17 protein-coding genes are annotated in these 21207 nt (G+C 73.1%); 8 read left to right on the top strand and 9 right to left on the bottom strand.

Going from position 1 to position 21207, the window contains the following annotated elements; all coding sequences use genetic code 11:
* The first annotated feature begins 4 nt into the window (after positions 1 to 4).
* The 7 genes from uxaC (at position 5) to AB0J33_RS14600 (ending at position 9314) form a co-directional block, all read left to right on the top strand.
* Positions 5 to 1438: a glucuronate isomerase gene (gene uxaC / locus AB0J33_RS14630; protein WP_363613584.1), complete on the top strand. Its 1434-nt coding sequence runs from the start codon at positions 5 to 7 to the stop codon at positions 1436 to 1438.
* Positions 1435 to 2739 carry an enolase C-terminal domain-like protein gene (locus AB0J33_RS14625; protein ID WP_363613582.1) on the top strand — a complete coding sequence of 435 codons (1305 nt, stop codon included), beginning with the start codon at positions 1435 to 1437 and terminating at the stop codon, positions 2737 to 2739. The genes uxaC and AB0J33_RS14625 overlap by 4 nt, the downstream gene beginning before the upstream one ends.
* Positions 2730 to 4223, top strand: coding sequence for a mannitol dehydrogenase family protein (locus tag AB0J33_RS14620; RefSeq protein ID WP_363613580.1), 1494 nt, complete (start codon positions 2730 to 2732; stop codon positions 4221 to 4223). Before AB0J33_RS14625 ends, AB0J33_RS14620 begins: the two co-directional genes overlap by 10 nt.
* 19 nt (positions 4224 to 4242) lie before the next feature.
* Entirely contained in the window at positions 4243 to 5457 is a 1215-nt protein-coding gene (locus AB0J33_RS14615; RefSeq protein ID WP_363613578.1) for a Gfo/Idh/MocA family oxidoreductase, read from the top strand.
* A gap of 52 nt (positions 5458 to 5509) precedes the next feature.
* A complete protein-coding gene (locus tag AB0J33_RS14610; protein WP_363613576.1) occupies positions 5510 to 6865 on the top strand; it encodes a polysaccharide lyase family 1 protein in 1356 nt (451 codons plus the stop codon).
* Between the two features lie 82 nt (positions 6866 to 6947).
* Positions 6948 to 7673, top strand: coding sequence for an HD domain-containing protein (locus AB0J33_RS14605; RefSeq protein WP_363613574.1), 726 nt, complete (start codon positions 6948 to 6950; stop codon positions 7671 to 7673).
* A gap of 147 nt (positions 7674 to 7820) precedes the next feature.
* Entirely contained in the window at positions 7821 to 9314 is a 1494-nt protein-coding gene (locus tag AB0J33_RS14600) for an FAD-binding oxidoreductase (RefSeq protein WP_363613572.1), read from the top strand.
* 217 nt (positions 9315 to 9531) lie between these two features.
* On the opposite strand, the gene AB0J33_RS14595 is transcribed toward AB0J33_RS14600, so the two are convergent.
* From AB0J33_RS14595 to mptB, 4 genes are all read right to left on the bottom strand, one after another.
* Positions 9532 to 9897, bottom strand: a complete 366-nt coding sequence (locus tag AB0J33_RS14595) for a barstar family protein (RefSeq protein ID WP_363613570.1) — start codon at positions 9895 to 9897, stop codon at positions 9532 to 9534.
* An 89-nt stretch (positions 9898 to 9986) separates the two neighbouring features.
* Positions 9987 to 10436 carry a ribonuclease domain-containing protein gene (locus AB0J33_RS14590; protein ID WP_363613568.1) on the bottom strand — a complete coding sequence of 150 codons (450 nt, stop codon included), beginning with the start codon at positions 10434 to 10436 and terminating at the stop codon, positions 9987 to 9989.
* Between the two features lie 59 nt (positions 10437 to 10495).
* Positions 10496 to 11719, bottom strand: a complete 1224-nt coding sequence (locus AB0J33_RS14585) for a glycosyltransferase 87 family protein (protein ID WP_363613566.1) — start codon at positions 11717 to 11719, stop codon at positions 10496 to 10498.
* Positions 11716 to 13119 (bottom strand): polyprenol phosphomannose-dependent alpha 1,6 mannosyltransferase MptB, encoded by a 1404-nt coding sequence (mptB, locus tag AB0J33_RS14580; RefSeq protein ID WP_363613564.1) that lies wholly within the window; start codon positions 13117 to 13119, stop codon positions 11716 to 11718. The genes AB0J33_RS14585 and mptB overlap by 4 nt, the downstream gene beginning before the upstream one ends.
* Positions 13120 to 13332: 213 nt before the next feature.
* On the opposite strand from mptB, the gene AB0J33_RS14575 reads away from it, so the two are divergent.
* Positions 13333 to 14226 carry a hypothetical protein gene (locus tag AB0J33_RS14575; RefSeq protein WP_363613562.1) on the top strand — a complete coding sequence of 298 codons (894 nt, stop codon included), beginning with the start codon at positions 13333 to 13335 and terminating at the stop codon, positions 14224 to 14226.
* A 69-nt stretch (positions 14227 to 14295) separates the two neighbouring features.
* On the opposite strand, the gene AB0J33_RS14570 is transcribed toward AB0J33_RS14575, so the two are convergent.
* The 5 genes from AB0J33_RS14570 to AB0J33_RS14550 form a co-directional block, all read right to left on the bottom strand.
* Positions 14296 to 14553: a hypothetical protein gene (locus tag AB0J33_RS14570; protein WP_363613560.1), complete on the bottom strand. Its 258-nt coding sequence runs from the start codon at positions 14551 to 14553 to the stop codon at positions 14296 to 14298.
* Between the two features lie 185 nt (positions 14554 to 14738).
* Positions 14739 to 17828 (bottom strand): hypothetical protein, encoded by a 3090-nt coding sequence (locus AB0J33_RS14565; protein ID WP_363613558.1) that lies wholly within the window; start codon positions 17826 to 17828, stop codon positions 14739 to 14741.
* A 160-nt stretch (positions 17829 to 17988) separates the two neighbouring features.
* The gene (locus AB0J33_RS14560) at positions 17989 to 18426 is read right to left on the bottom strand and encodes a nuclear transport factor 2 family protein (protein ID WP_363613556.1); all 438 of its coding nucleotides are present in this window, start codon (positions 18424 to 18426) and stop codon (positions 17989 to 17991) included.
* A gap of 165 nt (positions 18427 to 18591) precedes the next feature.
* Complete coding sequence (locus AB0J33_RS14555) at positions 18592 to 20217, bottom strand: anibiotic ABC transporter (RefSeq protein WP_363613554.1); 1626 nt, start codon at positions 20215 to 20217, stop codon at positions 18592 to 18594.
* Positions 20214 to 21161, bottom strand: coding sequence for an ABC transporter ATP-binding protein (locus tag AB0J33_RS14550; protein ID WP_363613552.1), 948 nt, complete (start codon positions 21159 to 21161; stop codon positions 20214 to 20216). Before AB0J33_RS14550 ends, AB0J33_RS14555 begins: the two co-directional genes overlap by 4 nt.
* Positions 21162 to 21207: the final 46 nt, after the last annotated feature.

Genomic DNA, 21207 nt, shown 5'->3' with positions numbered 1-21207 from the left:
CCCCGTGCCGACGTTCGACCACACCGACCTGCTTCTGCCACCCGAACCGGGCCAGCGCGCGCTGGCCCGGGAGCTGTACGCCCTCGCGGCGGAGCAACCCATCATCTCGCCGCACGGTCACGTCGACCCCGCCCTGCTCGCCGAGGACCGCCCCTTCCCGGACCCGGCGCAGCTGCTCATCGTGCCCGACCACTACCTGACCCGGATGCTGCTCAGCCAGGGCGTACCCCCGGCGGATCTGGGGGTGCCCACCCGCGACGGCAGCCCGGTGGAGACCGACGGCCGGGTGATCTGGCGACGCTTCGCGGCGCACTGGCACCTGTTCCGGGGCACCCCGTCGCGGCTCTGGCTGGAGCAGACCTTCCGCACCGTGTTCGGGGTGCACACCCCGCTGGGCCCGAGCACCGCCGACGCCCTCTACGACGAGATCGCGGCCCGGCTCGCCGAGCCGGACTTCCGGCCCCGGGCCCTGTTCGAGCGCTTCAACATCGAGGTCCTCGCGACCACCGAGTCGCCGCTGGACGACCTCGGGCAGCACGCCAAGCTCGCCGCCGACGGGTGGGGCGGGCCGGGCGGCCGGGTGGTCACCACGTTCCGCCCGGACGACGTGGTGGACATGGAGTTCGAGGGCTGGTCGACCAACGTGGACCGGCTCGGCGAGCGAGCCGGCGAGGACACCGGCACGTACGCCGGCTACCTGGCCGCGCTGCGCGCCCGACGCGCCGCGTTCATCGCCGCCGGCGCGACCTCCTCCGACCACGGCCACCCCACGGCGCGCACCCTGGACCTGACGCCGGCGCAGGCCGAGCGGCTCTACGACCGGGGCCGACGCGGCGAGGCCGACGCCGCCGACGCGGAGGCGTTCCGGGCGCACATGCTCGTGGAGTTCGCCCGGATGTCGCTCGACGACGGCCTGGTGATGCAGTTGCACCCCGGCGCGGTGCGCAACCACAACCGATGGTTGCACGCCCGGCACGGCCGCGACGTCGGCGGCGACATCCCGCAGGCCACCGAGTACGTGCACGCGCTCGCCCCGCTGCTGGAGCGCTACGGCAACGACCCCCGGCTACGGGTGGTGCTCTACACCCTCGACGAGGACACCTTCACCCGCGAGTTGGCGCCGCTCGCCGGCGGGTACGCCGCGCTGCTGCTCGGCGCGCCCTGGTGGTTCCTGGACTCCCCGGAGGTGCTGCGCCGGTTCCGGGAGGCGGTCACCGAGAGCGCCGGCTTCTACAACACCACCGGGTTCGTCGACGACACCCGGGCGTTCTGCTCCATCCCGGTCCGCCACGACGTGGCCCGCCGGGTGGACGCCGGCTTCCTGGCCCGGCTGGTCGCCGAGCACCGGCTGCCGCTGGACGAGGCGGCCGAGACCATCGTCGACCTGGCGTACCGGCTGCCCAAGCGGGTCTTCAACTTCGGAGGACAGGCTCAATGACCGTCACCATCACCTCCGTCGAGGTGCACGACGTGCGGTTCCCGACCGCCGCCCGGGGCGACGGCTCCGACGCGATCAACCGGGGCGACTACTCGGCGACGTACGTACGGCTGGGCACCGATGCCGGCCCGGTCGGCGCCGGGTTCACCTTCACCAACGGTCGGGGCAACGAGATCACCTGCGCGGCGGTGCGTGCCCTGGCACACCACGTGCAGGGCCGCACGATCGAGGAGATCACGGCCGAGCCGGTGGCGTTCTGGCGCTCGCTCAGCGCCGACGTGCAGCTGCGCTGGCTGGGCCCGGAGAAGGGCGTCATCCACATGGCGACCGGTGCGCTGGTCAACGCCGTGTGGGATTTGCGGGCCACCCTGGCCGGCAAGCCGATGTGGCGGTTCCTCGCCGAACTGCCCACCGAGGACCTCGTGGCCAGTGTCGACTTCCGGCACATCACCGACGCGCTCACCCCGGACGAGGCGACGGCCATCCTGGACAAGGGGCGCGACGGGCTGGCCGACCGGTTGGCCACCCTGGAGCGGGACGGCTTCCCGTCGTACACCACCTCGGTCGGGTGGCTCGGCTACCCCGACGACAAGGTGCGGGCGCTGACCCGGCAGGCGTACGCCGACGGTTGGCGGGCGATGAAGATGAAGGTGGGCGGCCCGCTCGCCGACGACCTGCGTCGGGCCCGGATCATCCGGGCGGAGATCGGCCCGGACGCGCTGTTGATGATGGACGCCAACCAGGTCTGGGACGTCGACGAGGCGATCACCGCGATGGCGGCGCTGGCCGAGGTCGACCCGTACTGGATCGAGGAGCCCACGCACGCCGACGACATCCTCGGGCACGCCCGGATCGCCCGCGCGGTGACCGAGCTGACCGGCGGCCGGTGTCGGGTGGCCACCGGTGAGGTGGCAGCCAACCGGGTGATTTTCAAGCAGCTCTTGCAGGCCGAGGCGATCGGGGTGATGCAGATCGACGCGTGCCGGGTCGGCGGCGTCAACGAGGTCCTGGCCGAGCTGCTGCTGGCGGCGAAGTTCGGGGTGCCGGTCTGCCCGCACGCCGGCGGTGTCGGCCTCTGCGAGTACGTCCAGCACCTCGCGATCTTCGACTACCTGCGGGTGGGCACTCGCCTGGACGGACGAATGATCGAGTATGTCGACCACCTGCACGAGCACTTCGTCGATCCGGTGCGGACCCGAGGCGGCCGCTACCTGTTGCCCGAGCGGCCCGGGTACAGCGCCACCATGAAGCCGGCGTCGATCGCCGAGTTCCGTTTCCCGGACGGCCCGGCGTGGCGGTGACCGTCGGCGCCTCCCGGCTCGGCCTGGGCATGCTGCGCCGGCTGCCCGCCGAGGCCCGTCCCCTGATCCGGCCGGGCACCGTGCCGACCGGCGTGGTGCACCTGGGGCTGGGCGCGTTCCACCGCGCACACCAGGCCGTCTACACCGAGGCCGCGGTCGGCGCGGCCGGCGGTGACTGGGGCATCGTGGCCGTCGCCCCACGCAGCACCGCCGTGGTCGACGCGCTCGCCGCGCAGGACAACCTGTTCAGCGTCAGCACGCTCTCCGCCGCCGGCAGCGCCACCCGGGTGGTGGGCGCCCTGAGCGGGGTACGGCACGCTCCCCGCGATCCGGACGCCGTGGTGGCGCTGCTCGCCGACCCGGCGGTCCGGGTCGTGACCCTGACCGTCACCGAGAAGGCGTACCAACTCGACCCGGTGACCGGCCAGCTGTCCCCGGACGCGGCGCTCGCCGCGGACCTGGCCGGCGGCGCCGCACCGAGCACGGTGCCGGGGCTGTTGCTGCGGGGGCTGGCCGCCCGTGCCGCCGCGGACGCCGGGCCGGTGGCCCTGGTCAGCTGCGACAACCTGCCGGCCAACGGCCGACGACTGCGCGGCATGCTCGAGCAGGCGGTCGGCCGGGCGGGTCGGGTGCCGGCCGGTCTGGTCGAGTGGGTGGCCGGCAACGTCACCTGCCCGGGCACCATGGTGGACCGGATCGTGCCGGCCAGCACCCCGGCGACGATCGAGGCGGCGCGCCGGGCGCTCGGGGTGACCGACCTGGCCGCGGTGGCCGCCGAGCCGTACGCGCAGTGGGTGATCGAGGACGACTTCCCCGGTGGCCGGCCGGGCTGGGAACACGCCGGGGCGGTACTCACCGACGACGCCGGCCCGTGGGAGCGGTTGAAGCTGCGCACCCTCAACGGCGTGCACTCGGCCATCGCGTACCTCGGGGCGTTGGCCGGTCGGGAGACGATCGCCGACGCGCTGGAGATTCCGCACCTGGTCGGCGTGCTGCGCCGGCTGATCGCCGAGGACGTGGCGGCCAGTTTCGTCCCGCCGGACGGGGTCCGGGTGGTCGACTACGGAGAGCAGGCCCTCGCCCGCTTCGGCAACCCGGCGATCCACCACCGCACCCTCCAGGTGGCGATGGACGGTTCGCAGAAGCTGCCGCAGCGCGTCCTGCACACCATCGCCGACCTGCGCGCGGCCGGGCGCTCCGCGCGCTGGGGCGCGCTGGTCGTGGCGTCCTGGTTGCGCTTCGCGCTCGGGTACGCCGACGACGGCCGGCCGCTGCCGTTCCAGGACCCGCTGGCCGGGCCGATCCGGGCCGCGTTGGACGACGGCGCGCAGAGCCCGGCGGGCGCGGTCGACGCGGTCTTCGCGCTGCGCGACGTCGTCCCGGCCGAGGTGGCCGGAGACGACGAGGTCCGCGCCGACGTGATCGCCTGGCTGACCGCGCTGGAACGGCACGGCGTCGAGGCCACCCTGGCCGGTGCCCGATGACCGGGGCCACCCTGGCCGGTTGCCCGATGACCGGGGCAATGCGGGCCGGTGGGCGGTGAACGGGGCCGCGCCGCCGCCCCGGGTGGCGGTGATCGGGGCGAACGGGCACGGTCGCTGGCACCGGCGGGTGATCGCGCCTCTGCACGCCGCCGGTCGGCTCCGGCTGGTCGCCCTGGTCGACGTCCGGCCGGTGGAGGACGACCCGGCCGCCCCGGTGCCGCCCGGGGTCGAGGTGTTCACCGACCACCGGGCGATGCTCGTCGCCACCCGGCCGGAGGTGGTGGTGATCTGCACACCGCCGCACACCCACCTGGCGATCGCGCGCGACGCCCTGGCCACCGGTGCGGACCTGCTGCTGGAGAAGCCGCCGGTGCTGTCGCTGGCCGAGCACGAGGAGCTGACCTGGGCCCTCGCCGCCGCCGGCCGGGTGGCCCAGGTCGGCTTCCAGGCGCTCGGCTCGGCGGCCCTCACCGCGCTGACCGACGCGCTGGCCGCCGGCCGACTGGGCACGGTCACCGGCATCTCCACCGTCGCCGCCTGGCAACGACCGGACGCCTACTACACCCGCTCCCCGTGGGCCGGTCGGCGGAGTCTGGACGGCCGACCGGTGCTGGACGGGGCGCTCGCCAACCCGCTCGCGCACGCGGTGATGCAGTGCCTGGCGATCGCCGAGGCACTCGCCGGGGCGACGCCCTCGCCGGTCGCCATCGAGGTGGAGCGCTACCGCGTTCGCCCGATCGAGGTGGAGGACACCGCCGTGCTGCGGGTCCTGTTCCGCGCCGGCCCGCCGATGCTGGTGGCGGTGACCCTGGCCGCCGAGGAGTTCGTGGCGGGCGAGGTGGTGGTGACCGGTACCACGGGGCAGGCGGTGCTGGAGTACCCGACCGACCGGTTACGGCTGCCCGGGGACGTGGTGACCCGCCGGGTGCCGGGGCGGCTGGGGCTGCTGGAGAACCTGCTCGCCCACCGGGCCGACCCGGCCGGCGTGCCGCTGATCGCACCGCTGGCCCGTACCGCGCCGTTCACCGCGCTGCTGGACGCGTTGCGGCCGGCGCCGGAGCCCCGGCTGCTCGACGGCGACCTGGTGGCCACCCACGGCGAGGGCGGGGAGCGGGTCCGCCACCTGCGGGGTGTCGTCGACGTGTTGCGCCTGGCCGCCGAGCGGGGGGCGCTGCCGAGCGAGCTGGCGGTGCCGTGGGCGTCCGCCGCGTACCGCGCCGAACTGGCCGGGTAGCCGCGGACACCAGCTGGGACGAACACCCACCACCAACGAATGGAGCGAGTCGATGCGCAGAATCCTCACCGGCGCCACGGTGGTCGCCCTCCTGTTCGGCGTCGCCCCGGCCGCCGCCGCGGCACGTCCCGACGTCGCGTCCGCGGACCGGCTCTCCTGGTGGTCTCGGCAGCTCGGCCGGCAGACGCTGCCTGAGCGGGACGGCTGGGCGGCCGACGGCCCCGGCACCACCGGCGGCTCGGCGGCCACCTCCGAACGGACCCGGGTGGTTCACGACCGGGCCGAGTTGGTCGCCGCGCTGGGCGGCGACAACGCCGGCAACGCCACCGACGCCACCCCGAAGCTGATCTACGTCGACGGTGTCATCGACGGCTTCGAAGGACCCGACGGCACGGCGCTGAGCTGCGCCGACCTGGCGGACCCGGGGTACCGGCTGGACGCCTACCTGGCCGCGTACGACCCGGCGGTGTGGGGTCGCGTGCCGCCGAGCGGGCCGCTGGAGGAGGCCCGGGTGCGTTCGGTGACCAACCAGACCCGGCAGACCCAGATCAACGTCGGCCCGAACACCACGATCGTCGGGCTGGGCGGCGCTCGACTGACCGGGCTCACCCTCATGATCGACCGGGCGTCGAACGTCATCGTCCGGAACCTGACGTTCGTCGACGCCCGGGACTGCTTCCCCGCCTGGTCCCCGACCGACGGCGAGGCCGGCAACTGGAACAGCCAGTACGACCAGATCTCGGTACGCCGTAGCGAGAACGTCTGGGTCGACCACAACACCTTCACCGACGGCGACAACCCGGACAGCGCCCAACCCGTCCACTTCGGTCGCCCGTACCAGGTGCACGACGGGTCGCTGGACGTCACCCACACCGCCAGCCTGGTCACCGCGTCGTGGAACCGTTTCACCGGCCGGGACAAGCTGATGTTGATCGGCTCGTCCAACACCGTCGGCCCGGACGTGGGCCGGCTGAAGGTCACGCTGCACCACAACCTCTTCGACGGCGTCCTGCAACGGCTGCCCCGGGTGCGTTTCGGTCAGGTCGACGTCTACAACAACCACTACCGGCTCGGTGGGGACGACTTCCAGTACGCGCTCGGCGTCGGCGTCCAGTCGGCGATCTACGCGCAGAACAACTTCTTCACGGTGGACGCGGTGGTCGACCCGGCGGACCTGCTCTACGACTGGGGTGGCACGGCGTTGACCGAGCGGGGCTCCTGGGTCCGTCAGGGTGGCGGCCCGGCGCGACCGGTCGACCTGTTGGCGGCGTACAACTCGAGCCACGACCCCGACCTGGCCGCGGACGCGGGCTGGACGCCCACCCTGCGCCGCGACCCGGTTCTGCCGGCGCCGCTGGTGCCGCTCCTGGTGGGCCCGCTCGCCGGCGCCGACCGGTTGCCGGTCTGACGGCGAGAGGCGCCCGCGACTCACCGTCGGGTCGGCGACGTTCGGGCTCATCGATGTGGTGAAGATCGGCTATAAGTGACGCATGGACTTCCCGCCGCACCTGGGCAGCATGCCGATGCACGCGATCACCGAGATCCACGGTGAACCGGGCCTGCTGGAACGTTTCCGGTTGGAGGTCCAGCAGTTCGACGACGCGGCCCGGGCGCGGTTGACCGCCGCGCTCGACCTCGCCGCCGAGCTGCACCGCGACGATCGACGGGTCCGCGAGCCGTACCTCAACCATCTGCTGCGGGTAACGATCCGGTTGATGCACCACTACCAGGTGCGCGACGTGGACGTGATCGTCGCCGGCCTGCTGCACGACGCGGTCGAGGACCACCCCAGCGAGCTGGCCGACGGCGACCCGGGCGCCGACCCGACCGGGGCCGCGCTGGCCGCGCTAGCCGCGCGGTTCGGGCCACGGGTGGCCACCCTGGTCGCGGCGGTCACCAATCCGGTGTACGACCCCGAGCGGGACCGCAACGCGCAGTACCGGGAGCACCTGGCGGTCAGCCTGGAGCGGGAGCCCTGGGCCCGGGTGATCAAGGTGTCGGACTTCACCGACAACGGGGTGGGCGTGATCCACACGGTCGGGCCGAAGGTGATCTCGTCAGCCCGCAAGTACCGACCGCTGGTGCCGCTGTTCCGGGACCTGATCGGCCGACCGGACACCCCGTTGTCGCCGGCGGTGAAGCGACACATCTTCGACCAGCTGGATCTCGCCGAGGAGCGGTTCAGCGCCATCCTGGACCAGCCCGCCCCGAACTGACGGCGGTCGCATCACTCGACCGGGTTCCGCGACAAGTTCTCGGATATCGGGGACGTGCGGAACCTTACGGTGGGTTTGCGCCAGATGCGAGCCAAGGAAGTCCCTGGCCGGATTGCCTGGTGCAACCCCAATCGAGAGGATGTGGCCATGCGTGACCTTTCTCGTCGCGACCTGCTCAAGGCGACGGCGGCGGGCGCCGGGGCGGTCGCCCTGCCGGGCGTGTTGGCCGGCGGCAGCTCGGCGATCGCGTCCGACGGCATCGGCCCGTCCGACGCGACGTACCCGCCCGCGACCCTGACCGGGCGCGTCGTTCGCCCCCAGAGCCCGGAGTACGCGCAGGCGAGCCTCGGCTGGGACGAGTTGTTCGTGCGCTATCCGCTGGTCATCGTCTTCGCCCAGGAGACCCGGGACGTGGTCAACGCCCTCACCTGGGCGCGGCAGCACGACGTCGCGCTGCGGGTACGCAGTGGCCGGCACAGCCTGGAAGGCTGGTCGAACGTCGACAACGGCATCGTGATCGACGTCAGCGAGCTGAAGGACGTCCACATCGACACCGCCACCCGCACGGCGAAATTGGGCGCGGGGCTCAACCAGTCGGAGGCGGTGACCGCCCTCGGGGAGTACGACCTGGCGGCGACGACCGGCACGGAGGGGACGGTCGGCCTGTCCGGCGCGACCCTCGGCGGCGGCTTCGGCTTCCTCACCCGCTACCTCGGGATGGCCTGCGACAACCTGATCGGCGCGGAGATCGTCGTCGCCGCGGGCGCCGACGGCGCGAAGGTCCTCGAGGTGGACCCGTGGAATCACCCGGACCTGCTCTGGGCGCTGCGTGGCGCGGGCAACGGCAACTTCGGAATCGTCACGTCCCTGACCTACCAGGTGGCTCCGCTCACCAGCGTCGCCTACCTGCAGGTGACCTGGCCCGGTCTCGGCGACCTGCACGAGGTCTTCGACGCCTGGCAGCGCGTCGCGCCCTTCACCGACCCCCGCCTCGGCAGCCAGATCGAGGTCCACCCGACCGAGATCCTGCTGTTCGCGGTGCTCGCCGAAGGGTCGGAGGCAGAGGCCAGGAAACTGCTGGCGCCGATCCTGTCGATCGGCAACCCGACGGTCACGGCACAGATCGGCGGTTGGGGCGACGTCTACGCCGGCTTCCAGATCCCGACCGAGGACGAGCCCGCGAAGTGGAAGTTCTTCTCCCAGTTCACCCGCGAGCCGTTCCCGGAGGAGGCGATCGGCGTGATCCAGGCGTTCATGGAGAAGGCACCCTCGCCCGACAGCAACTTCTTCACCCAGGCATTCGGTCGCGGGGCGCAACGGCAGGAGCCGTTCGGTGGCGCGGCCTTCCCGCACCGTGACGCGCTCTTCTACTCCGAGCCCGGCGTCGGCTGGGGCACCCGCGGCGAACCCGACAGCGACGACGCCGTCACCCCGATCGCCCAGACCTGGATCGCCGAGTTCAGCCAGGCGCTACGGCCCTACGTGGACGGCGCCTACGTCAATGTGCCGAACATCGGCATGGCCGAGTGGGAGACCGCCTACTGGGGGCGCAACTTCCCCCGACTGCGCAAGATCAAGGCAAAGTACGATCCGCACAACGTCTTCCAGTACGAGCAGAGCGTCCCGCCCGCGACCCACTGAGCCGGATGACCGGCGGTGCGGGTCACGCCCACCCGCACCGCCAAGGCGCCTGTGACCGGGTAGGAGGCACGGCCACGCGCGGGAGGCGTGCCACTCGCAACAGCGATATACCTCAGGGTCATATTCATACCTCAGGGTCATAACGCTCATCGAGGTAACTGCTTCCGGCGGCCGTCACCCACCGTGAGATTTCGTCCACGCCGGCCCTGATGACCGATCAGGAGGGCGCGGCTTCACGCAGGACCACGCGCAGGGGGTGCGGAGCGTTGGTGGCGACGTCGCCGAGCACGGCGAGCAGCAAACCGTACTGATCGGTCGGCTCGTCGGCGAGCAACTGGCCGGCGTCGGTGATCAGCAGGGTGAGCGGGCCGGCGTCGAGCCGGTCCCGGAGCACGTCGGAGAGGGCGTCCCAGGTCTGCCCCAGGTACGCCGGCAGGGCGAGCGCGGCGCTGAGCGCGCCGAACAACCCGGCCCTGGTCCGGCTGTCCGCTCCGGCCAGCGCCACCGCGCCGGGCACGTCGACGGCGTCGTCGCGGCGGACGATCAGCCAGTCGGGCGTCCGACCCGCGTCCTCTTCGACCATCGTGTGCCTCCTGATCGGACCGGTGTGACTTCTGACCGGGGCGACGAGCCGGGGGCCGGCCCGCCGCGACCGGCCGGCCCCCGGGCCGGTCAGAGCCGGTAGAAGTCGGTGTAGTGGTTGGGCGAGAACCAGGTGACCCCGGTGCTGCGGTTCACCACGATCCGGTACGCGTCCCGGGCGGCGCCCTGGGTGCGCGGGTAGACGTCGTACTCGTAGTAGGTGGCGTTGGTGGGCAGTTGACCCTCGTAGTTGTAGAACTGGCCGCCGGCGAAGTTGGACTTCCCCCCGCTCCAGGAATACCAGCCGCGGCTGGTCGGGAACCCCTTGGCGGACCAGCCCGAGCGGGCGGTGCGGGCGTCGGCGCAGCGGCTCATGGTGCAGGAGCTGTAGACCGCCGCGGAGGCCGGGTCGGTCAACCGGGGGGAGACCACGGACGGGCCGACCAGCGCAGCGGCGACCATGGCAAGGAGCAGGGCGAGCGTGGTGGTACGCCGGCGGATCGCGCCGAGCGTGGCCGGTGGGGACACGAGGGTGGACACAGGCTGCCTCCAGACCATCCAGTTCATCGATCCGCGTGATTGTCGGACCGGACCCAGTCTCACCGCTGTCGGCCGGCCGCAACACCCCTCGGCGCCCCAACTGCTCCACAATGCTCGGTGAACCCCGGATGATCATCCTGCTCGGCACGCCCGATCGGGAGCAGCGTCAGCATGCCGATGCTGACCCAGACGTACGCGTTGGCGCCCACGAACCCCGCCGGCCCCGCCGACCCGTTGGCGAAGACCCAGACCAGCCCACTGCACAGCACCACGTAGGCGGCGACACCCGCGTACGCCCGGCGACGGAGCGTCGCGTCGACCGGTGGCCAGGGCAGCGTGGACGCGGCGAGCACCACCAGCCCCGGTACCAGCCACACCAGGTGGTGCACCCAGCTGACCGGGCTGACCAGGCACCCGGCGACACCGGTCAGCGCGAAGCCGGCCCGTTCGTCGCCGTCGCGCACGGCCCGGCGGACCCGCACCACCCACACCGCCAGCACGGCGACGACCAGCAGCAGCCACAGCCGCCGGTCCGGGTCCGCCGGGTCGACCCGGGCGACCAGGCCGAGCAGCGACTGGTTCGACACGTACGCCAACTCACCGACCCGGTCGGTGTCCCACAGCGCCTCGGTGAAGAACGCGCGGCTGGCCTCCGGGGCGAGCGCCGCCGCGAGCACGGTCGCGCCGACGGCGGTGCCGATGGCCGTCGCGGCGGCCCGCCAGCGCCCGGTGACCAGCAGGTACCCGATGAAGATCGCCGGCGTGAGCTTCACCGCCGCGGCCAGTCCCACCCCGATCCCGGCCCACCTGCTGCCCCGCTCCCACAACCACAGGTCCAGGTAGACCAGCGCCACCAACAGCAGATTGACCTGCCCGAAGCTGACCGTGTCCCGGACCGGGTTGAGCCCGGCCAGCAGGCAGCAGGCCAGCGCGAGCGCGTACCAGCGGGTCCACCCGTGCCGCCGGGCCAACGGGTCCACCAGCAGACGCAGCAGGAACGCGACGGCCAACGCGGTGAGCAGCAGGTTCGCCACGATCGTCGGATACCAGGCCAGCGCGGCCATCGGCAGCATGCTGACCGCCGCGAACGGCGGATAGGTGAAGCCGTACCCGTTGCCGGTGGTCCACTCGTACAGGTCGCCGCCGCGTACCCAGTGCCCGACCGCACCGTGGTAGACACCGACGTCGAACCAGCCCCGATGCCCGGGCAGCACCGCGATCGCCACCGCCAGCACGGTGGCCAGCCCGAGCACCGTCACCACCCGCCGTCGCCCCGCGTTCACCGCAGCACCCCCACCGGGGCGGGCGGCACCAGCAGGCGCAGCGAACCGACCGCGAGCAACCCCACCAGCACCCCGGCGGCGGCCAGCACCGCCTGCGCCGCGTCCGGCCCGAAGCCACTGGGCAACGCCACGAACGCCAACACCACCGCGCCCAGCGCCGCCACCGGCCGGGCCCGCCCGTGCGCCGCCGCCGCGATCAGCACCAGACCCCAGAGCGCGTACCACGGCCGGGTCGCCGGGCCGAGCAGCGCCGCCGCCACCAACACCAACCCCAGCGCGTACGCCGGGCCGAGCCGCCGCCGATGCCACCACGCGCCGATCGCGACGGCCAGCGCGGCGGCCACGCCCAACGCCAGGCACAGCCGCATCGGGGCGTCCCCCAGGTGCAGACCGAACCGCCCCGCCGCGCGCGACGCCACCCGACCCAGCGCGCTGGAGATCGACCAACTGTGCCGGTACACCGGTGTGCCGAGCGCGCCGATCCACCCGTACCCGATGCCGGTGGCCCAGGTGACCACTGCGGCGGTGCCCAGCGCGAACCCGGCGGTGCGGGCCACCGCGGTCGGCAGCCCGCGGTGGCGCGCGGCGAGCGAGACGACCACCAGCAGCCCGACCACTGCCGGCACCTTGACCAACGCGGCGAGGGTGACCAGCACGGTGGCCGCGCCGTAACGGTGCTCGAAGGCGAGACTCAACCCGGCCACCAGCAGCCCCAGCATCACCGCCTCGTTGTGCGCGCCGGCGATGAGGTGCAACGGCACCAGCGGGTTGAGCACACCCAGCCAGAGCGCGGCGGCCGGATCGACACCGCAGTGCCGGGCCAACCGGGGCAGGTACGCCACCAGCAACGCCACCCCGGCCAGCGCGACCAGGCGTAGACCGAGCACACCCAGCACCAGTTGACCGCCGGTCACCCCACTGACCACGGCCGCCACCGCGAGGAACACCGGCCCGTACGGCGCGGGGGTCTGCTGCCACATCTGCGGCACCTCGCCGGCCAACGCGCCGCCCAACTGGGCCACCCCGTGCCGGTACACGTCGATGTCGGCGAGGACCATCGCGCCCTGCGCCAGGTAGCTGTACGCGTCCCGGCTGAACAGCGGCGGCGCCACCAGCAGGGGCCCCGCCCAGCAGGCCAGGGTGAGCATCGCGGACCGCCGGTCGACGACCTCGTCCGGTGCGTGCCGGTGCCGTCCCGCCCACCACCAGGCAGCGACGAGGAGAGTCAGACCGGCGTACCCGCAGAGCAACCCCGGCCCGGCGAGTTGCCGCAGCGCGCTCCACCAGGCGGCGTGCGCGCCGACCGGGAGCGCCCCGGCGGCCAGACCGGCGCAGGACAGCAACGTGGCACCGACGCCCCCGAGCAGCCGGTACGCGACGACGGTCGGCAGTGTGCGCACCCGGGCAGGATGTCGTTCGTGGCTGACCGGCACGCGACGCCCCGACGATCAACAGGCGACGTCGCGATGTCGTACCGGCTCGGCCGCCCCCGGGTCGCGGGCGGGCGGGTCCGGTTCGTAACGGTATGCGGTCTGGTCGGTGCGGCGTGGCGGCCGACAAATCGGGCACCGGTTGTTAGCGTGGAACGCGGATCCGCGACGGTGGAGGGTGCCATGACGGACGCCCCCGACGGGAGGCCGAGACCCCCGGACCAGTGGCGGCACCGGGGCATCCGCGGGGTGACCATCGCCCGCGACGCCGGTGTGCGCGGCTGGCGGTGGTGGGCGCGGAACTGGGATCGGCTGGTCGCCGCGCTCCAGGACGAGGCGCCCGTGGGCTTCGCCGCCGCGCCGTCGCCGTCCGGCCCGCTCGTCGAACAACGCGACGCGCCCCGGCTGATCGCGGTCCCGGCCCGCGGGTACGTGTACTCGTTCTACGTCCGCGCCACGTTCGCCTGGTCCTCACCGGCGAGCCTGCGGGCCGAGGTGCTGAGCTGGTACGTGCAGTATTTCCAACCGCACGCGATCCAGCGGCTGACCCGGCTCGCCGCGGACGCCGCCCGGGACCTGCCCCCGCACCGCGCCGGGGACCTGGAGGTGGCGTTGCAGCGGGCGCTCGCCGAGGATCCCCAGTGGCCCTACCAGCGGGGCGACATTGCGCTCACCTGCCGCCCCGACGCCGCCGTCCGCCTCGACGAGCGGATCATGCCGGCACTTCAGCCGCACGTCGACCGGCTGGTGAAGCTGGAGTACCAGTTCGACGAGCAGCTACGGAAGGCCCGGTACGCCGAGGAGTTGAGCCGCCGGTGGGCGACGATCCTGAGCGTCCACCCCGACGACAGTGACCTCGCCGACGCCCGTGACCACCTGCTCACCGCGCAGCGGGAAGCGGCGCGATGGATCGCCGAACTCCTCCGCCACCGCCACGCAGACCTCTCACCGGAGTCGGTACTCACACCCCCGCCCAGGCAGCCCTCGACCCAGGCCGCACCCCCTCGCACTCCCACTCCACCCCGTCCCCCGTCGCCTACCACCCCGTCACGAGGTAGACCCACCCGTGACGAATGACCGCCGCCGGGCTGGTCAACCCGGCGGCGGCCACTGGGGTCCGGGGGCGTTCGTCCGAGCAGGTGCGCGTTAGTAGGTGAAGGTCCAGAGGAAGTAGAAGCCGGGGCCGGTGGGGCCGGACTGGCGGTACTCGCAGTAGTACCAGCTCCACAGGCCGGTCTGAGCACCCTCACTGCCGTAGCTGTTGCAGAACTGACCGTCGTAGTAGACGCCGCGCAGCGTGCCGCCCGGCGGATCCGCCGCAGCCGGAGTGGCGCCGATCCCGAGCAGCCCGCCCAGGGCCAGCGTCATCGTCGCCACCATGGTCGCCCATCTGCGTCCGCGCATGAAGCCTCCTCACATCACCGTCCACAGTGCGCACGGCGCGACGTCGAGCCGGGACCAGGACATCGAAGTTCGTGAAAGTAAGGCTTGCATGGGGGCGTGCGGATCGGCTCCCGACAACGGGCGGCGCTACCGCGATGATCCGCCAACGCGATCTCCGTCGAATGGGCATCCACCCTGAACACCCGTCAGCCACCGTGCCACATGGGGGCGCTGCGGTTGACGGTCCGCACCACGATGACCGGGTCGGTGAGGACGCCGGCCAGCCGTCGGGACGCCGCGACCGCGAGCGGTCCCAACGTCTGGTGCTCGATCACCGCGTGGCACAGCTGAAGCCCCAGTTCGGCCAGCTCGCGTCGACCCAGCTCGATGCGCCGCGGGTGGTCCCGCCGCTGCGCCAGCACCGCCCGGATGCGGCGGCGCAGCTCGGCCTGTTCGTCGGTGTGCTGTCGCATCACCTCGACCGACCAGCGCCACGTCTCAGCGAGCAGCAGCAGGTCGACCCGGTCGGGTGGTTGGTCGGCGAGGAGCAGTTCCTGGTGGCAGACGACCAGGGCCGTGGCGGGCTCACCGTCGGCCGCGAGCATTCCGGCGAGCAGTCCCGCACCGATGGGCGAAGGGTCGCCGAGGTCCTGGTCGGCCGCCGTGCGTAACAGGTCCAGGTGGGTACGCGCCGCTTCGACGTCCCCGCCGAGGTGGTGCAGGACGGCCAGGAACTCCTGCATCCCGGGGGCCGCCGGGCGGGCTGGGACAGTGGATTCCGGCGTGGCAGCGGTGGTCGCGCGGGTCAGCTCCTCGGCCGCGACCAGCAGTTGCGTCACGGGCGCGCCGTCCGCGAGCAGCCGGGCGACCCGCTGCCGCTGCGCCGTCAACGGCGTCGGCCCGGTCGGCGGTGGGATGAGCGCCAGCAGCCTCGCCAACTCGGTCCACTCCCCCGCGGCGGCGCCGGCCAGCAGCGCCCGGCGCAGCGCCGCCACGGTGAGGTCGTCGGCGTGCCCGATGCTCGCGGCCCGCGTCGTGGTGACGTCGGCGAAGACACCGAGCGCCTCCGGCCAGTAGCCGGCGCGGGCAAGCTCGACGCCGAACTCCTCGCGCAGCCGGCTGCCGCGTCGCGCACTCACCGATCCGCCGGCGAGTCGGCTCTGCAGGCGGGCGTGCCGGAACCGGTAGGCACCCGCGCCGTCGCGCAGCAGGCCGACGACCTCGGCGTACGCCAGGAAGGCGAGCAGTCGGTGCGGTGTACGGCCACGGACGGCGAGGGCGGCACGGGTGAGGGCGAAGCGCAGCCACGCCCCGCCGCCGCGCCGGTGCAGCCACCAGCCCAGCCCGAGCCCCACCCCGGCCCAGACCAACCCCGGCAGCGGCGGCACGGCGGGCAGCACCCCGGCGAGACGCGCCGCCGCGACGACGATGAGCAGCCGGAGGACGCCGGTGGCGGCGCTGGCCAGTGCGGAGGCGACGCTGGCGGCCCGGTCGGCTTGCAGGGTCTCGACCACGCTTGTCGCACCGAGTTCGGCGGCGGGCGCGGCGACGTCCACCCGCAGTCCGGCCAGGACCACGTCGTACGCCCAGGTCAACAGACCGACCACGACGGCGGCCCGGACCGGGTCGGACCACGGTGGCAGCCCCGGCACGCGGTCCAGCAGCGCGACCAGGTGCGGGGTGGGCGCATAGGCCGTGAGGACGGCGAAGGTGAACAGTGCCGTGAAAGCCCCGACGAACAGCGCGCCGGGCAGCCCGTCGCGGAGCGCCCGGAGCCCGCCGACGAACGCCACCCGGCGGGGTCGTTCCCGACCGGCCCGACCCGAGCCGCGGACCAGCGCCACGACGGTGGCCAGCAGGAAAGCCGCCAGCGTCAGGGCGTCCGTCTGGCGGACCAGATCATGCAGGAGGTTCCGGGTCGGTGGGTGGGTCACCAGCTCCGCCGTCGCCGTGAGGGCGTCCGCGGAGAGGGCCAGCGTCAGCCACACCGCCACCGCGGTACGCGCACCGGCGACGAGCGCCCAGAACGGGCCGGGCTGCGCGTTCGCCAACTGCCACCACCGGAACTCCCGGACGTCGAGCGACTCCAGGTGCGCGGCGAGGAAGGCCAGGTAGCGCCGGGCGGTCCCGGGGGCCCAGCGCTGGAGGCCGTGTGAGCCGCGGCGGGACCGCAGCGCGGCGTCCACGGCCCTGGTCAGCAGGTCGTCCTCGACCGAGCGTTGCCCCCGCTCACGAGCCAGGGGCACGAGGTCCCGAGGGTCGGTCCCCGGCTGGTCGAAGGCGCTGCGGGCCATCGCCACCATCAGCGGGGTGGAGAGTGCGGCGGTGAGCTGCGGGGCGTCCCCGAGGGTGGCGGCGACCGTGGTCCAGTTGTCGACCTGGTGCAGCGGTGCCGCGTCCACCAGGTAGTCGGCGACCTCGCCGGGAGCGGGTGGTTCGAGCATGACCACGGCGGCGCCGCGCAGCTTCTCCCCCTGGGTCAGGTAACGCTCGTAGACGGAGGTCCGGCAGGTGAGGACGAACCGCTGGGTCGGCAGTGCGTTGAGCTCGTCGAGGCAGGCGATCAGCCGGTCCTCGGGCACCTCGTCGAGTCCGTCGAGGACGGGCACGACGAGGTCGGTCTCGATGAGGTCGCGCAGCACGGCGTCGCGGCGCGGGTGCCCGGCCGCGAGCCGCGGGTAGCGTCGCGCGATCCGGTCGACCAGCCAGTCGTGGAAGCCCTGCCGGTCGGGATCCCAGGAGTCGGCCGGAACCAACACCGGTACGGGAGTGTCCGGCTCGCGGTGCACGGGCAACTCCCGGGCCATTCGCAGCGCGAGGATCGACTTGCCGGAACCAGCCGGCCCCAACAGCAGCAGCCGCCCGGAGGGTATTCGCCGGTAGCAGCTCCACAGTGTCCCGTTGCCACCGTCGAGGTCGACCGGGACGGCGTCGCTTGATCGACCGATGGCCCGCCAGGAGGGGAGCAACCGGTCGGGGGCGGTGCGCCACCGCACCGGCAGCGGATAGGGCTCGTCGACGGTGCGCAGCAACGCCTCGTCGGTCGGGTCGCGACGGATCAGCTCCACCAGTTCGTCGGCGGCGGCCCGCCGGTGGGCGGCGGCCTCGGCGAGACCAGCCGTTCCGGTGCGGAAGACCTGATCCAGGAGGACGTAGACGGCGATGACCCCGGCGACGACGCCCCAGGTCCAGTTGACCTTCTCGAAGTCGTACCGCAGCCACACCCACGCCGTGCCACCTGCCGCCAGCGCGGCCACGACGCCCAGCGATCCCCATTTCCACCCGCGACGCCGCACCGCACGATTGTGGTCGACCCGCGCCCGCCAGGACACCCCGCCCGTTCCGGGCCTCGCTCAGCCGACGCCAACCAGGACGCCGAGGAGCGCCGGTAGCCGCGGCAGAAGCGTGCTCACCCCGCCGCGGTTGGCAGCACCGGGCAAGCCCCGCCGAGTCGGTTCAACGAGTGAACAGCTGGACCCAGGTGCGGGAGGCGAAACGCCAGCCGCCGTCGGTGCGGACGAAGGTGTCGCGGTCCTCGCCGATCGCGAACGGGGCCGTTGTCGCGGGATCGCCGGGTGCGACGAAATAGGCGGTGACGAGTGAGGTCCCGCTGCTACGGCCGTTCCCCTCGTCGACAAACCGGAGGTTGGTCACGGCGTGACGAATGCCCGGGTACTGGTTTCCCTGATCGAGCTGCTCACCCCAGGCTTTGATGGCGTCCGAACCGACGACGGGTTCCGGACCGATGCGTAGTTCGGCATCCGGGGTGAACAGCTCGTGTGCGGTCGAGGCGAGACCGGCGTCGATCCTGAAGGTGAGCTCGATCACCAGCCGGGTGAGCTCGACGTGCACGCCGTCGGACACGAGCGTGGTCGAAGTGGTCCGGCTGGTCATAACCATTCCTTCCGCCGTGACAAGCGCTGGGGTGAGGGCCCGAGCCGGTGCGGCCAGCACCAACGCCTCCCGGTCTGCTGGCGGGAAGACAGGTTCAGTAAAGCCGAGGTTTCGACGCGCCACGGAGGATCAGGCCGATTGCCTGACCGGACGCCAGGCAGCCGCTCAGCTCGGGACGTCGCGGCGGCGGAAGGCGGTCACGCCGACGGCGAGCAGGGCCGCGGCCACCGCCACCAGCACCACCAGGGGAAGCGCCGCCGGGTCGACAGCGGGCACGGCCGGCACATGGGTGTACGGCGAGACGTCGAGCGCGGCCTGGGGCAGCTTCAGCACCGCACCGAGCTGCCCGAGCAGCAGGAAGACCAGCAACACCACCCAGGACAGCACCACCGACCAGCGGGGCAGCAGCCCGAAGATCGCGGTCACCACCCCGGCCACCACGAGCAGAGCGGGCAGTCGCAGCAGCGCGGCACCGCCCAGCTCGACGGTCTGACCGAGCGGGTCGCCGGTGACGATGCCGTAGCCGAGGCCGGTGGTGGCACCGGCGAGCAGCAGCAGGGCGATGGCGCCGAGTGTCGCGGCGAGCACCTGGGTGCCGAGCCAGCGGGTGCGGCTGACCGCCGTGGCGAGGGCGGCCTCCAGCACCCCGTCGGCCTCGTCGCCGCGTATCCGGAGCAGGGCCTGCACCACGTACGCGCCGATGGTGAGGGCGAAGAGGCCGAGCATCGCGGCCAGGTACGCGTTGATCAGGTCGGTGCCGCCACCCATCGCGTTGATCGCCTCGGCGGCGGCCGGATTCGCGTCGATCATGTCGTTGAACTCGTCGGCGGCGACGCCCATGGACAGGCCGAGCACGGCCACCCCGACCGCCCAGCCGAGCAGCATGCCGCGCTGCATCCGCCAGGCCAGCCCGGCGGGGCTGAGCAGCCGTGACGCAGCGGTCGCCGGGCCGCGTCGGGGGGCGATCAGGCCGGCGCCCAGGTCGCGTCGTTCGGCGAGGGCGTACGCCAGTGTCACCCCGGCGAGCAGCAGCGCCACGGGCAGGGCGAGCACCCACCAGCGTTCGTCGTCGAAGGCGCGGACCTGGTTGCCCCAGCCGAGCGGGGAGATCCACGACGGCCAGGCGCTGCGCACGTGGGTTCCGTCGGCGCTCTGCTCGCCGAGCACGTCGCCGGCGGCGCGCAGCACGAAGGAGAGCCCGACGGTGGCGGCGGCGAGCGCGTTGGCGCCGCGCGAGGTCACCGAGAGCTGGGCGGTGACCGCCGCGACGGCGGTGAAGGCGACCCCCACACCACCGATCGCGCCGGCCGCCAGCACCGAACCGGCGAGAGGTAGACCGGTGCCGGCCAGCGCGACCGCGAGCAGAGCGGCGGCCAGGGCGTTCGTCGCGACGATGACGAGAAGCGCGGCGGTCAGCGACGCGTACCGGCCGACCACGGAGGCACCGAGCAGCTCGGCCCGGCCACTCTCCTCGTTCTGGCGGGTGTGCCGGGTCACCGCGAAGGTGCTCAGCAGCGCGACGATCAGGGCCAGCGTCACGTACGTCTCGGCGACCACCACGGCACCGAGGTCGGTGCCGTGGATGGGGCCGTTGAAGGCGCGGGCGACCAGGCTGGACGCCGAAGTGGTGGCGTAGCCCAGCCGGGCCGTCTGGTCCGGGTAGATGCCGGCGACGCTGCCCGCGAGGGCGTAGCCGAGCAGGGGTGTGCCGAGGACCCAGACGGCGAGGCGGATCCGGTCGCGGCGCAGCACGAGCCGGGCCAGTGCGGTGGTGCCGGCGAGCGCGTTCACCGGGCACCGGCCCGCGAAGCGTCCGCGCCCCGGGCTGCGGCGACGTGACCGTTGGTGGCGGCGGGGTCGTCGCCGTAGTGACGCAGGAAGAGTTGTTCCAGGGTGGGTGGGGTGCTGGTCAACGCGCGGACGCCGAAGCCGATGAGCCGACCGAGCAGCGCGTCGAGGTGGGCGGGGTCGACTTCCAGGTGGGTGCGGCCGTCGACCTGGTGCACGTCGTGCACCCCGGGCAGCGCGTCCAGGCCGGTGACCGGGCGGGCGGTCTCGACGGTCACCGCCGTGCGGGTGAGGTGACGCAGCTCGGTGAGGGTGCCGGTCTCGACGGTGCGACCCTCGCGGATGATGCTGACCCGGTCGCAGAGCGCCTCGACCTCGGCGAGCACGTGGCTGGAGAGCAGCACGGTGGCGCCGGCCTGCTTGACCCGCCGGACCTCGGCCTGGAACACCGCCTCCATCAGCGGGTCGAGGCCGGAGGTCGGCTCGTCGAGCACGTACAGCTCGATCGGGGAGGCGAAGGCGGCGACGATGGCGACCTTCTGCCGGTTGCCCTTGGAGTAGGTGCGGCAGCGGCGGGTCGGGTCCAGGTCGAAGTGGTGCAGCAGCTCGTCGCGGCGACGTCGGTCGAGGCCGCCGCGTAGCTTGCCGAGCAGGTCGATGGCTTCGCCGCCGGTGAGGTTGGGCCAGAGGCTGACGTCGCCCGGCACGTACGCGAGCCGGCGGTGCAGGCGGACCGCGTCGCGCCACGGGTCACCGCCGAGCACCTGGGCGTCTCCGGAGTCGCGGCGGAGCAATCCGAGCAGGATTCGGATGGTGGTGGACTTTCCGGAGCCGTTGGGCCCGAGGAAGCCGTGCACCTCCCCCTGCTCGACGTGCAGATCCAGCCCGTCGAGTGCCCGGATGGCGCCGAACGTCTTGACCAGGTTGTCGATCGTGATGACGGGCATGGCCCCTCCTGCCGTTGGCTACCTCGACCAACTCCACTGTACTGAC

Origin of the sequence: Micromonospora sp. NPDC049645 (assembly GCF_040675155.1) — a bacterium.
Classification (GTDB): domain Bacteria; phylum Actinomycetota; class Actinomycetes; order Mycobacteriales; family Micromonosporaceae; genus Micromonospora.
Note: the sequence above shows the minus strand (reverse complement) of the source record. Positions and strands in the feature narration are given on the sequence as shown.